Below are 12,698 nucleotides of genomic sequence, written 5' to 3'. Positions count from 1 at the left end.
GGGAAGTCGTACGCGTTCACCGCGACGACGCGCCGGACCCGATCGGGCAGGTCGGCCGCGGCGGTCAGGGCGAGCACCGCCCCCATGGACTCCCCCACCAACGTCACGTCGTGGAGATCGAGTTCGGTCAGGAGCCGCTCGACACCCGCGCGCATGGCCGGCTCGTCGTACGACGCCCCGGGCACGATCTCCGAGTAGCCCATCCCCGGCAGGTCGAGCGCGTACACGGTGTACTGGTCCGCGATCAGCGGGATGAGGACGCGGAAGTGCTCGGCCTGCGTGCGCACGGTGTGCAGCAGGACCACGGGAGCGCCGGTACCCGCCTTGAGGTAGCGCAGGGTCCCCTCGTCGCTGCGGTGTCCTGCGCGCGGGGCGAGGGTGTGGCTGGTGGTTCCCGGAATGTGGATCGTGGGACGGGACTCGTGGCTGGGCATCTCGCCGACTCCTTGTGTGTACGGGGGTTAGTTCGCCAGCTGGGCGTACAGGCCGGCCAGGTCGCCGGCCAGACCGGCCTTGACCTGCCGCGAGATGTCGTCGGCGAGCACCTCGTACGCGCCCGTCTCGACGCCGTCGAGGGCGAGTGCGGCGACGTCACGCGGGTCGGACTTGGGCGCCTCGACGTCCGCCGCCAGGTCCGTGTCGACGTAGCCGACGTGAAGTCCGGTGACGGCGATGCCGCGCGGCTGCAGCTCCAGGCGCAGGGAGTTGGTCTGCGACCACAGGGCGGCCTTGGACGCGCTGTAGGAGCCGCCGAGGGCCAGCCAGGACAGCACGGAGTGCACGTTGAGGAGGTGGCCGCCGCCGTTGCGCTCGATAAGCGGCACGAAGGCGCGGGTGAGAAGCAGCGGGCCGTAGAAGTTGGTCTCGAACTCCCGGCGTACGTCGTCGACCGGGGAGTCGAGGAACGACGCGCCGACCGAGGCACCGGCGTTGTTGATCAGCACGGTCACGTCTTGCGCCTGCGCGGCGGCGGCCGCCACGGAGGCCGGGTCGGTGACCTCCAGCGCCACCGGGACCGCGTCGGGGTGCGTCACCGTGCGCGGGTCGCGGGCCGTGGCGTAGACCTTGCCGGCACCACGCGCGTACAGCTCTTCCACCAAGGCCTTGCCGATGCCTCGGCTGCCGCCGGTGACGAAGACGTTGGCGCCCTTGAGTGCGGTCATGACTGCCTCCACAGAATGAGAAACCGATCGGTTTCCATCACGGTAAACCGATCGGTTCCAAGACGCAAGTCCAACCGGATCCCCGGACTCACCGGGGCGTTCCGTACCCGTGGATCCCCGGGATGACGAGCCCGCCATCTGTCTGACCGGCCTGGTCGATGTCGGCGTCGTCCAAGCCGAGTCGGAGCTTGAGGCCGAGCTTGCCGACCGTGTCGTAGAGCCGCTCCGGGACGGTGTCGGGCGTGAGATGGAGGCGGAGGACTGGCGGCACGGGGATGCCTTCGACGCCGGAGAGGGTGCCCGTCAGGCTCTCGACATACATGGCGATGCGGTCGCCTCGCAGTGTGGACGTCGAGCCGGGCGCTCCGTCGATGTGCTGGATCCGCCCGCCGACGGGTACGGCCATCCGCAGGTCGCGGATCGTCACGGCCGCCGCGGAGAACTTGAGCACCCGCTTGGGCCCGGCGGCCGTGTCCACGGTCACCACGCCGCCGAAGACGAGGTCGGGCAGTTCGAGGCGGCTGCCCTTCATGGTCCAGGACTCGGCGGCGAATCGACCGGCGCTCGCGTCCTCGGGAGCTTTGAGCTCGCTGATGTCACAGGTGCGGGAGGCCCCTGTGGTGGGCGCCGGTCGGGACGACGGCTCAGTGGTCCGACGGCCGGGGATGGGTGACGCGTGAGGTGCGGCCGGCGGCGCGTCGGATGGTTCCGCGGTCGTCGGCGTCGGCGTCGGCGTCGGAGCGGCCAGGCTCGATGAGGGACTCGTGTCGGGTGCCGGACTCCGCTGCTCGGTGTCGCCATGGAGGAGGGAACCGAGGATGTCCGCGAGGCCGGGGGCGGCGGTCGGGCTCGGTGAGGCCGTCGGAGCCGGGACCAGGCCCGTTTCCTCGTCGGCCACGTGCTCCGACGGCTCGACGGGCTCGCCGCTCGTGGGGGCACTGGGCGTGGCGGGAGCAGCGGAGGGAGTGGGGGGCGTGGCAGGAGGTGCCGTGGCTGGGGCTGCTGTGTCGTCGGGGCGGGCACGGTCGACGCCGCCGGCGGGCGCCTTTTCGGGAGCGGAATGAGCCGCGGTGGCAGTCGCGTCGGCTGCGGGCGGACGCTGACTCGCCAGGACGAGGACGGTCGGCAGCGCAGTCAGTGCGAGAGCCTTCCCGAGCGGCAGGCGCAGGCGGGTCAGCGCGGACGTACGGGGAACGGCGTGGCGACCTTTCGTCGGCCGCGCGTAGTGGGGTCCCACGGCCTCGCCGCAGAGGTCGGGCGACTGGTCGGTCATTCCCCGGCCCTCCCCGAGGGCCCCTCGGTGTCATCGGGCGTGTTCACCGGGCCCCACGCCAGGGCCAGAAGTCCGCCCGCGGCCGCGCACAGCGTTCCGACGAAGAATCCGCCGAAGTTCGGGATGGGGAGCGACAGCACACCGAGGAAAACGGCCACGCATCCGGCGAAGAACCTGATGACCGGCTGGAACCACAGAAGTACACCGAGGACGATCAGCGTCAGGCCGATGACCAGGGACCCCGCCCCCGCGGTGGTGGACATCGCCACGGACAGAGCGCCCAGGGAGCGGTTGAAGTACGGGAAGTAGATGATCGGCGCGGCGGCCAGGAGTACCAACAAGCTCGCCCAGAAGGGGCGGGTGTGCCGCCAGGCCCTGAAAGCCCGGCGGGCGCGGGCGAAGCCGCTACGACCGCGAGGGACCGCACCGCATCCCGGCGGAGACGAAGCCCGAGAAGACCGCCGTCCCGGCGTGACGGCAGGTCACCCAAGACGGGCCATTACTCGGAGTGGCCCCGGTGTGTGTCGCCCTGCCGTGGACGACAGGGCGCACACCATCACGGCTCGGCGACGGCCCTTCCCCCAGGCCGTCACCGAGCCTCTCTCCCAGGGCCCCGGAAACCGATCGGTTTCAATTTCGTCCGCTTCGGGTTAACCTCGCGGTATGACCACCGAAGTGAAACTGAGCCCCAGGGAGCGGCTGCTGGAGGCGGCGGCCACGCTCACCTACCGAGACGGCGTCAGCATCGGCGTCGAGGCGCTGTGCAAGGCGGCGGGGGTGTCGAAGCGCTCCATGTACCAGCTGTTCGAGAGCAAGGACGAACTCCTGGCAGCAAGCCTGAAGGAGCGTTCCTCCGCCTACGTGGCGACCCTCCTGCCTGCGGCGGACGACAACCGTTCACCCCGCGAGCGGATCCTGCACGTCTTCGCGCAGGTGGAAGCACAGTCCGGCGCCCCCGAGTTCCACGGCTGCCGGTACCTGGCCGTGCAGGTCGAACTCAAGGACCAGAGCCACCCCGCGAGCCGGGTCGCCCATCAGGTCAAGGCGAACCTGACCGCCTTCTTCCGCACCGAGGCCGAACAGGGCGGGGCGGACGATCCCGATCTGCTGGCCCGGCAGCTCAGCCTGGTCTTCGACGGCGCGAGCGCCCGCGCGGGGATTCAGGCCGACAACCTGACCGGGCTCGTCGCGCCCACCGTGACGACCCTGCTCGACGCGGCAGGCGTACGCTGACGCATCGCCGCCCAGAAGACTCCCTCACCTCCCGGCACCCTCGGGAAGCCCGATGGCCGTAAGTGTGTTGCCGAGCATGCCGCAGGCGAAGAAGCTTGCGGTCTCGTCGGCATCAGCGCCCAGCGACAGGTGCACGGTGTCCCAGATCCTCATCCAGTCGGCCCGCGTAGGACACTTCCCAATGTCGTTGTCAAGCTGCTGAAGTGACGGGTGGTACGGCTTGGTAACACCGTCTGTCACGGAGAAGTGCCCACAGGACGTTGACTCGTCGGCGGGCGAGAGCCAGCACGGCTTGGGTGTGCCGTTTTCCTTCTGCTCTCTTGCGGTCATAGAACCGGCGGGACTCCGCGCAGTTGCGGATGCTGATGAGGGCTGAGGTATAGAAGACCCGTTGCAGGCCGCGGTGGTATCGCTTCGGCCGGTGGAGGTTGCCACTGACGCGTCCGGAGTCCCGAGGCGCTGGAGCAAGGCCGTCGAAACCTGCCAGACGGTCGGAAGTGGCAAAGAAGGCCAGATCGCCGTGAGTTGCTACCAAGAACTCGGCCCCCAGCAGAGGGCCGATCCCGGGCAAGCTGGTGATCACCGGTGCAAGTTCGTGCTGACGAAAGCGGCTTTCGATGAGCTTGTAGACCTCGGCGATCTTCTCGTTGAGGGACATCACTTCCTTTGCCATGGTGTGCACCAGCTGGGCGATCGCCTTCTCGCCCACGACTGCGGTGTGCTGCCGTTCGGCCGCCTCGGCGGCGGCCCGCGCTAGCGTGGCAGCGTCGCGGACCCTGCGGTTGCGCAGCCAGGTCTCCAGCCGGCGGGCACCCATACGGCGGATCGCGGTAGGCGTCTGGTAGCCGGTCAGCAGCATCAAGGGACCGGTGTTGGTCACCTCCAGGGCACGTTCGAGTGCGGGGAAGATGCCGGTCAGGGCTCCACGCAGCCGGTTGACAGCGCGGGTGCGGTCACACACCAGATCAGTGCGGCGGGCCGTGAACAACTTCAGCTCCACCGTGGCCTCGTCGCCGGGGCGCAATGGGTTTAGATCACGACGCATACGTGCCTGATCAGCGATGACCAACGCATCGCGCGCATCGGTTTTGCCTTCCCCGCGATAGCTGCCGGAGGCTCGGTTGACGACATGGCCAGGGATGTACAGCAGATGTTGGCCGTGGTGGACGAGCACGGCAATGAGCAGGGCCGCACCGCCATCGGCCAGGTCGACGGCCCAGGTTGTCTCGTCCCCCAGAGCCAGTACGTCGGCGAGAAGTTGCAGCAGTTCAGGTTCGTCGTTGGCCACCCGGCGTGACAGGAGCTTGGCACCTTCGGCATCGAGGACTACGCAGTGGTGGTGAGTCTTGCCGGCGTCGACACCGGCCCATATCCGGCTCATCGTGCCTCCCGAGCATCGTCGTGTCAGCGCAACCCTGCAGACGACCTCGCCGACGTTGTCCTACTCAGCGATCTCCTCGCACCTCCCAATCAGCGGCCGAGTCGTCGCGGGGTGTCGAGCGGCCAAGTGTCCCTAGTGGCTCGTCACGCAGCCTTGGCCGGGTAATCGGCCTGCTGGTCGTTAGGCAGCAGACTGTCTCCGAGACCTGATCTTGGAGGTGGTCGTGGGACGTCGACCCGGTGTGTTCGTCCGGCCGGTCAGCATGGAGGAAGGCCGGAAGCTGCAGCGGATCAGCCGGACCGGGAAAGACCCGGTCAAACTCCGCCGGGCGATCGTGGTGCTGATGTCCGCCCAGGGCCGGACGGTCAAGGACATCACCACGCTGATGCAGGTCAGCGAGGACTACGTCCGCGATGTCATCCACGCCTTCAACGAACGGGGGTTCGACGCGCTGGACCCAAAATGGAGCGGGGGACGCCCCAGGACGATCAGTAACGAGGTGCGTGAGCACATCTGCCTGATCACCCGGACGTCCCCCGCCGACTGGAAGATCACCGCCTTCTCCACCTGGAGCCTGAGCAAGCTCGCCGAACACCTCATCAAGCAGAAGGTGATCGCGGCGATCAGCCGGGAGACCCTGCGCCGGATCCTGCGAGAAGGCAAGGTCTCCTGGAAGACCACCACCACGTGGAAGGCGTCCACCGACCCGGAGTTCATCGCCAAGATGCACCGCGTCCTGGCGCTGTACGACAATCCTCCGGCCGACGGGCGGGTGATATGCGTCGACGAGTTCGGGCCGCTGAACCTGATGCCCCGCAAGGGCCAGGCGTGGGGGCCGGTGAAGCTTCCGCGCAGGCTGCGGGCCACCTACAACCGCTACCACGGCGTGATGCACATGCTCGCCGCCCTCGACCTGGCCACCGGCAAGCTCTACTACGGCATCCGCCCGCGCAAGCGGTGGCGCAAGTTCCTCGATCTCCTCAAGGCCCTGCGCACCCGCTGGCCCGGGGAGAAGCTGTACGTGGTGCTGGACAACTTCTCCCCACACAAGCATGCCAAGGTCCCCGCCTGGGCGGCCGACCACGAGGTCGAGCTCGTCTTCCTGCCGACCTATGGCTCCTGGTTGAACTGGATCGAGGCCGAGTTCGCAGCCTTGCGCTACTTCGCACTCAACGGCACCGATCACCGCAGCCATGAGGAGCAGAACGCCGCGATCGCCGCCTACGTCCGCTGGCGCAATGCCCGCGCCAAGCCGAAGATTAGCTTCGCACCCGACTCACCGATCCGTTCGTGGACCGGATACCCGGCCAAGGCCGCGTGACAAGCCGCTCTAGATCACTTCCAGGAGCACGTCGTTCACCGGGGTGGCACTCACGCCGAGGATCTTCTCGGTCTCGGAGTAGTCGATGACAAACGGGTGGCCGGGCTTGGTGAGCACTTCGTGCATTTCCGCCCAGAACGGCTCGGTGAACGCCAGCAGGGTCAGGTCACGTTCGGCCATCTCTTCCATCCGCGGTTTCGGTGCACCCGCGAGATCGGCGAGTCGCCCGGCCAGTTCCCGCACCGACAGGGTCGAGGTGGGTACGTGCCAGGCACGGCCGTACGCCTGCTCGTTGCGGCTCGCGGCGACCAACGTGCGTGCGGTGTCGCCGATCCCCGAGTAACTGTGCGGCACGTCGAGTTCTTGCGGCACCAGGACCAGCCTGCCTTCCATGACCTGCCGCTGCACCATGAGGCTGAACACCGAGACAGCGCCAGCGCCATAGAACTGGGCGGCCCGCACCTCGGTGACCTTCACCCCCGAGGCGGCGGCCTCCTCCCATGCCCGGGCCCTGGTCCGCCCCTTGGGGCCGGTCGCGGCCAGGGGGAAGTCCGGCGTGATCGGCCCGCTTACCGGCCCATAGGCGTAGAGGTTGCCGAGCATGACATACGCGGCCTCGGTCCGCCTCACTGCGCTCAGGAGCGACGCCGACAAGATCGGAAACTGCTCGGGCCAGCGGTGGTACGGCGGCGCGGCGGTGGTGAACAGCGTGTCCGCCCCCTCCGTCAGCTCGGTGAGCCGATCGGTGTCGGTCGCGTCCGCGGCGACCTTGTCGATGAGCGGGTGGTCGGGCCCGCCGCCGGTCCGGCTGATCATTCGTACCCGCTCGCCGTCCTCGGCCAGCAGCAGAGCGGTCTTCGACGCGGCGGCCCCGCGGCCCACGATCACATGAGATTTCATGCGGACAACGGTGCCGCTCTGCGGCTTCGTGGAATAGTGGCCACAATGCCAACCATCCGGAGGATCTGGCCATGCATCGCGTCGCCGCGGTCATCGTGCCGCCCGTACTGAGCTTCGACGTCTCGATCCCGCTCATGGTGTTCAACAGCGTTCCGCACTACGACGTGCGTGTCTGTACGGCGCGGCCCGGCCCGATGCCGACCGTAGGCGGCCCCGACATCGTGGTGCCGGACGGCCTGGACGCGCTGGAGGGCGCCGACACGGTGATCGCCGTCGGCAGCGGCGGCGAGCAGGCTCCCACCGAAACCCTCGACGCCCTGCGGAAAGCCGCGGCCGCCGGCGCACGAATCGCCTCCCTGTGTACGGGTGCGTTCGTATTGGCCCAGGCCGGCCTGCTCGACGGGCTCCGCGCCACCACCCACTGGGGGCTGGCAGGCGACCTCGCTACCCGCTTCCCGTCAATCGATGTGCAGCCCGACCCCCTCTTCGTCGAGGACGGTGGCATCTTCACCTCGGCGGGCGCCGCGGCCGCCATCGACCTGTGCCTGCATCTGGTCAGGATCGACTACGGCGCGTCGGCCGCCAACGCGGCTGCGCGGCTCGCGGTCGTCCCTCCCGTACGGCCGGGCGGCCAGTCCCAGTTCATTGAGACTCCGCTGCCGCCGGAGCGCGGCACTTCACTCGCCCCCACTCGCGTCTGGGCGCTCGAACACCTTGATCACCCGCTCACCCTGACCGACTTGGCCGGTCACGCCAAGACGAGCGTGCGCACCCTCACCCGGCGCTTCCACGCAGAGACTGGACTGAGCCCGCTCCAATGGCTGCTGCACCAGCGCATCGACCGGGCCAGAGAGCTCCTGGAGACCACCGAGCTGCCCATGGATCAGGTAGCCAGGAAGAGCGGTCTGGGCAGCGCAGACTCCCTCCGCAAGCACATGGTCGGCCGGGTTGGACTCACGCCCACGGCCTATCGCGCGAGCTTCAACCAGGCGCCCACTGGTGCCTCCCGCTGATATTGGAAGCACGCTGCGGTAATACACCCCGTCCGCACTGCGAGGGCCACGATCTGATGCCCCTTGCGCCTTCTTGATCCGTCGACCAGCGCACTCCTACAGGGGTCGACGTCCCACGACCACCTTCGAGATCAGGACTTGGAGACAGTCTGCTGGCCGCCGAGCAGCAGGTCGATTACCCGGCCAAGGCTGCGTGACGAGCCACTAGCCACCGAGGGCAACGGTCTTAAAGCCACACTCGACACCCCAGGGCGAACCAACCCTTCGAATGGCTCGCTCAACCCGAGCAAGAAGGTAGGACGGTCTTACAGGGGTTACCGCACCGGACGCGCTGAGGTGGTCAAGGCCGGACGGCGCCTCCACCGGAGGTCGGCGAGCCCCGACAGCCCGCTCTGGTGGTTGCCGCGGTGCGCGGCCTCGGGGCCAGTGCCGCGCGCAGCGCCGGGGTGAGGATGTGGCGGGTCTCGGACGGGGTGAGGGCGGCGGGGGTGGGGAGGGGGTTGAGGTAGCGGGTGTAGATGAGGCCGCCGAGGATCGTCACCACGGCCGTGGCGCGGGCGGTCGCGTCCTGGCCGCCGAGAAATTCAACAAGCCGGGCCAGCAGCTCGCGTTCCAGGTATTCGCGGATCACCTCGGCAGCCTCGTCGCCCTGGGCGGTGAGCTGTAGGAAGTCGGCGTCCTCCCACAGGTCCGTCACCGCGTCGATCAGGCGGTCGGGGAGGCTGGCCGGGTCGCCGCCGAGGACGTCGTCCACCGCCAGCGCATTGGCGCACTGGAACTGCATCACATCCGCGAACAGGCCCTTCTTCGAGCCGAAGTGGTACGCGATGAGCGCCGGGTCGACCCCGGCAGCCCCGGCCACCGCGCGCAGGGTGGTACGTCGGTAGCCGCGCTCCAGGAACAGCGCACGGGCCGCCGAGACGATCGACTCACGGGTCGGTGGGTTGCCGCGGGGGCGGCCTCGGGTGCGGGCGGGGGCAGGGGCGGCGTTATTCATCAGCGTTGAGCCTGCGTTTCATGATCGGCACAGTCAAGGGCGTTCCGGGAATCACACGAAGGGATGACCCGACACCATGCGTATCGCAGTCTTCGGCGCCAACGGGCCGACCGGCCGCCACCTCACCGAACAGGCCCTCGCCGCCGGCCACGAGGTCGTCGCCGTGACCCGCCGCCCCGGCTCCCTCCCCGCGCGGCCCGGCCTCGCTTTGGCCGTGGCCGACGCCACCGACCCGGCGGCCGTCGACGCCGCGATCGGGGGGACGGACGCCGTCCTCTCCGCATTGGGCGCGCGCTTCAGCAAGGAGACCATCACCACGTACTCGGCGAGCGCCACGGCCATCACCGGGGCCATGGCGCGCCACGGCATCAAGCGGCTGCTCGCCGTCAGCTCCAGCATCGCCGACCCGAACTGGCGTCCTACCGGCGCGCACTTCTTCAACCATGTGCTCGACCCGCTGGTGAACCGGCGCCTCGGCCGTACCCTCCACGAGGACATGCGCCGCATGGAGGCCGTGATCCGTCAGACGGACCTGGACTGGACCCTCGTCCGGCCCTCGGGTCTCTTCGAGCACCCCGTCGTCACGGACTACCACACCGCCGAGACGAGTGCTGACGGCGTCTTCACCGCCCGTGCCGACCTCGCCGCGAGCATGCTGCGCGAGCTGGAGGAGCGGCGGTACGTCCGTACAGCCATGGGTGTCATCACCACGGCCGTGAAGCCGAACATCGCCAAGCTGATCTGGAACGAGGGCGTGAAGAAGAAGTGAGCCGGGCGACCGTCGAACTCCCGGCCGTCACACGGCCGTTCCTCACTCGCCCTCACATGGCCACCCTCCGCCCCGACGGCACCCCGCACGTCGCCCCTGTCCGCTTCACCTTCGACGCGGCCGCCTGGTCCGGGTGACTACCCGGGCGGGAGCGCGCAAGGCCCGGAACGTGGTGGCGGGCGGCCCGACGGCCCGTGTCGCGCTCTGCCAGGCGGACGGCTTCCGCTGGGTCACCCTCGAAGGCCGGGCCGCCGTCACCGACGCCCCCGCGTTGTGGCGGAACGTCCTGCCGGGTGCGGCCGCGCCCGGCCGCCGCCTTCTGGCCCCCGACCTCATTGGCACGCCGACGTGCTCTTACCTGCGGCCCCCTCCTTCTTCCTCAGCTCCACCGCCACATCGTCGCGCTCGATCGCCCGTCGGCATGGCTGCTTGCTGCCAGGACCAGCCCTGCCGCTTCAGCAGCTTCCAGCTGCCCTCCACGGTGTAGGAGACGTGGAACAGCCGACCGATCAACGTCTTCACTCGCGCCAGCGTCCACGGCTGATCTGACCACCCGTGCGCCAGCGGCCCGCGCTCCATCTTCCGCTCCAGCCGTTGCCCAGTTCTGACGGCACCCGAAGCCTTGCAGTGAGGTGATCGGTGTGTTCCTCCCACTGGGAGCCCGAATGTACATATCGACGAGCTGATCCGTCATGATCGCGCCATAAGTACTCCATACGCGTTCCGCGTGGCCGATAACTGGGCAGGCGGCTTCTACGAGCTGGCGATCGAGGTGGGGCCGCGGAGCGATGCCCGGTTGCAGCGCGTCCTGACCGCGGTGTGGTCCGCAGCGGACGTTCAGGGGTGCTTCGGTGACCGGACCCGTGAGCCCCAGGATCAGGAGCCCGTCGAGTGCACAGTGGAGTCTCTGAAGAGGTTCGGGCACCTGCAAGGGAAGGTTCGCTTGCCGACGGGCCGGCTCGTGGTCTGTGGCTGCGTGGCGATTCTGGAAGACGGAGCCGACACCGTCGACTGGCTGGACTTCTATATTCCTCTCGGCGCCCTCGACCGCACCGGCATCGCCTACCACGAGAGCGGCCAACAGTTCTTCAGGTCCCAGGTTCTTGACGACTGGCTCGCTGCCGTGGGAATCGAGGCATTCCGCACCGCTGACTTCCATGCGGGCTACATCGGCTTCGAGACCTCCGGCTGCACCGCCGCCGCCACCTTGAACGGCCGGATGCCGCAGTCACGGGGCATCGGCTACCTCGTTCCGCAAGACGGAGTACTGCGCTACGGCGCCGCCAACGACTGCCCCTGAGTCACGTCAAAAACGCAGCGACATTTTGCGACTCCCAGAGGGCGTTAAGTCCCGTTCCTGATGATGTGGTGTCGCCCGTTCGTGGGTGATGGAGTGGTTCCCCCCTCGTCTCATGTCGTGTGCATGATGGAGTCGCGGGCATGGAACGGATGCCGTACACAACCGACTTGTCCGACGAGCAGTGGGCGCCGACCGAGCCGCTGGTCACTGCGTGGAAGCAGGAGCGGGTGGTGCGGTCGGCGACCGGGGACCCGGGCTCCTGCGACCTGCGGGAGGTTGTGAACGCGCCGCTCTACCAGAACCGGACGGGCTGTCAGTGGCGGCTCGTGCCGCATGACCTCCCAGCCTGGTCGGCGGTGTTCTACTACTTCACCCTGTGGCGCCGACGGCCTTGACCAGCGGATCCAGGAGATTTTGCGCTGCCAGGTGCGGGAGCGGTCCAGACGATTAGAGGCCCCGTCCCTGGTGATCATCGACACCCAGTCCGTCCGCGTGGCGGCCGGGGTGCCGAAGGAGACGACGGGACTGGACACGCACAAGAAAACGCCCGGCAGGAAGCGTGGACTCGCCGTCGACGTGCTGGGCCTGATCATCGGCGTGGTGATCCTCGCCGCGAGCGCGCACGACAACGAGGCCGGCATCGCCCTGCTGGACCAGGCGGCCGAACGATGCGGGATGCGCCTGGAAAAGGCCCTGGTCGACCAGGGCTTCAAAGACGCCGTGATCATCCACGGCGCGGTGAAGGACATCACCGTCGAGATGGTCCGACGCAACCCCGACGACGAAGGCAGAGGCTTCGTGCCGCAACCGAAGCGGTGGGTGCTCGAGCAGGTCAACGGCACCCTCATGCTGCACCGGCGCCTCGCCCGCGACTACGACCACCGGCCCGACAACGCCGCCTCCCGCGTCTGCTGGGCCTCCACCGCCGGCATGCTCCGCCGCCTCACCACCCCCGCCCCCACCTGGCGGGACGACGTGGAGCCGGCCGCGTGAACGTCCACGAACTCCTGCGGCTGCCGCAGACCGAACACGATGACACCGCAGCCCGCGCCGACCACCTGCGCGAGCAGATCGAGCGGCTCACCACCGCCCTCGCCGAGGCCCGCCTGGTCAAGCTCACCGCGACCCTCCTCGCAGACACGCGCACCGGGACGAACGGGCCAAGCGGTACGGAACGGTGCGGGCGCGCAGCCATGTCGAGCACGCAGAACGAAAAGGCGTTCAGCAGCTATCCGGCCCCAGAGTGGCGGCTGCTGGACGGGGACGGATTCTTCGTGACCCTGCCGGGGTACGAGCACTGCCCGTCAACCGCAACCACCTGCACGTGGAAAAAGATCGGCTGACACTG

Annotated in this window: 12 protein-coding genes and 4 pseudogenes; 8 read left to right on the top strand and 8 right to left on the bottom strand. The window is 68.6% G+C overall.

The genetic code is table 11. The annotated features are described in order from the left end of the window. The 4 genes and pseudogenes from ABT147_RS39155 to ABT147_RS39140 form a co-directional block, all read right to left on the bottom strand. Nucleotides 1-434 (bottom strand): alpha/beta fold hydrolase (locus ABT147_RS39155; RefSeq protein ID WP_351415491.1); only part of this gene is annotated, 434 nt, incomplete at its 3' end. 27 nt (nt 435-461) lie between these two features. Then, nucleotides 462-1,163 (bottom strand): SDR family oxidoreductase, encoded by a 702-nt coding sequence (locus tag ABT147_RS39150; protein WP_351415489.1) that lies wholly within the window; start codon nt 1,161-1,163, stop codon nt 462-464. A gap of 88 nt (nt 1,164-1,251) precedes the next feature. Next, a complete protein-coding gene (locus ABT147_RS39145) occupies nt 1,252-2,436 on the bottom strand; it encodes a hypothetical protein (protein WP_351415487.1) in 1,185 nt (394 codons plus the stop codon). Beyond that, nucleotides 2,433-2,804 (bottom strand): annotated as a pseudogene (locus ABT147_RS39140) (DUF6114 domain-containing protein); the annotation flags it as partial. The gene ABT147_RS39145 and the pseudogene ABT147_RS39140, both read right to left, overlap by 4 nt. Nucleotides 2,805-3,099: 295 nt before the next feature. On the opposite strand from ABT147_RS39140, the gene ABT147_RS39135 reads away from it, so the two are divergent. Beyond that, the gene (locus ABT147_RS39135) at nt 3,100-3,669 is read left to right on the top strand and encodes a TetR/AcrR family transcriptional regulator (RefSeq protein ID WP_351415485.1); all 570 of its coding nucleotides are present in this window, start codon (nt 3,100-3,102) and stop codon (nt 3,667-3,669) included. 190 nt (nt 3,670-3,859) lie between these two features. Here the strand turns inward: ABT147_RS39135 and ABT147_RS39130 are convergent, their stop codons facing one another. Next, nucleotides 3,860-5,050: an IS110 family RNA-guided transposase gene (locus ABT147_RS39130; protein WP_351415483.1), complete on the bottom strand. Its 1,191-nt coding sequence runs from the start codon at nt 5,048-5,050 to the stop codon at nt 3,860-3,862. Between the two features lie 223 nt (nt 5,051-5,273). Here ABT147_RS39130 and ABT147_RS39125 point away from each other — a divergent pair, with 223 nt between their 5' ends. Beyond that, complete coding sequence (locus ABT147_RS39125; protein ID WP_351415481.1) at nt 5,274-6,371, top strand: IS630 family transposase; 1,098 nt, start codon at nt 5,274-5,276, stop codon at nt 6,369-6,371. 9 nt (nt 6,372-6,380) lie between these two features. On the opposite strand, the gene ABT147_RS39120 is transcribed toward ABT147_RS39125, so the two are convergent. Further along, the gene (locus ABT147_RS39120; RefSeq protein WP_351415479.1) at nt 6,381-7,259 is read right to left on the bottom strand and encodes a Rossmann-fold NAD(P)-binding domain-containing protein; all 879 of its coding nucleotides are present in this window, start codon (nt 7,257-7,259) and stop codon (nt 6,381-6,383) included. 83 nt (nt 7,260-7,342) lie between these two features. Between ABT147_RS39120 and ABT147_RS39115 the strand changes: the two genes are divergently transcribed. Beyond that, nucleotides 7,343-8,284: a GlxA family transcriptional regulator gene (locus ABT147_RS39115; protein WP_351415477.1), complete on the top strand. Its 942-nt coding sequence runs from the start codon at nt 7,343-7,345 to the stop codon at nt 8,282-8,284. A gap of 340 nt (nt 8,285-8,624) precedes the next feature. Here ABT147_RS39115 and ABT147_RS39110 read toward each other — a convergent pair whose 3' ends face one another. Then, entirely contained in the window at nt 8,625-9,281 is a 657-nt protein-coding gene (locus ABT147_RS39110) for a TetR/AcrR family transcriptional regulator (RefSeq protein ID WP_351415475.1), read from the bottom strand. Between the two features lie 76 nt (nt 9,282-9,357). Between ABT147_RS39110 and ABT147_RS39105 the strand changes: the two genes are divergently transcribed. Together ABT147_RS39105 and ABT147_RS39100 are read left to right on the top strand one after the other, a co-directional pair. Next, nucleotides 9,358-10,050, top strand: coding sequence for an NAD(P)-dependent oxidoreductase (locus ABT147_RS39105; protein WP_351415473.1), 693 nt, complete (start codon nt 9,358-9,360; stop codon nt 10,048-10,050). Between the two features lie 56 nt (nt 10,051-10,106). Then, nucleotides 10,107-10,318, top strand: a pseudogene (locus ABT147_RS39100) (pyridoxamine 5'-phosphate oxidase family protein); the annotation flags it as partial. Nucleotides 10,319-10,391: 73 nt separating this feature from the next. Here the strand turns inward: ABT147_RS39100 and ABT147_RS39095 are convergent. Further along, nucleotides 10,392-10,644, bottom strand: a pseudogene (locus tag ABT147_RS39095) (helix-turn-helix domain-containing protein); the annotation flags it as partial. Between the two features lie 133 nt (nt 10,645-10,777). Between ABT147_RS39095 and ABT147_RS39090 the strand changes: the two are divergent. The 3 genes and pseudogenes from ABT147_RS39090 to ABT147_RS39080 all read left to right on the top strand — a co-directional run bounded on the left by ABT147_RS39090 (nt 10,778) and on the right by ABT147_RS39080 (nt 12,693). Then, complete coding sequence (locus ABT147_RS39090) at nt 10,778-11,350, top strand: hypothetical protein (protein ID WP_351415469.1); 573 nt, start codon at nt 10,778-10,780, stop codon at nt 11,348-11,350. A 140-nt stretch (nt 11,351-11,490) separates the two neighbouring features. Beyond that, nucleotides 11,491-12,343 (top strand): annotated as a pseudogene (locus tag ABT147_RS39085) (IS5 family transposase). Continuing rightward, nucleotides 12,340-12,693, top strand: coding sequence for a hypothetical protein (locus tag ABT147_RS39080; protein WP_351415468.1), 354 nt, complete (start codon nt 12,340-12,342; stop codon nt 12,691-12,693). Before ABT147_RS39085 ends, ABT147_RS39080 begins: the two are co-directional and overlap by 4 nt. Nucleotides 12,694-12,698: the final 5 nt, after the last annotated feature.

It is taken from the genome of Streptomyces sp. NPDC001868, from assembly GCF_040297125.1.
In the GTDB taxonomy this organism is placed as follows: domain Bacteria; phylum Actinomycetota; class Actinomycetes; order Streptomycetales; family Streptomycetaceae; genus Streptomyces.
Note: the sequence above shows the minus strand (reverse complement) of the source record. Positions and strands in the feature narration are given on the sequence as shown.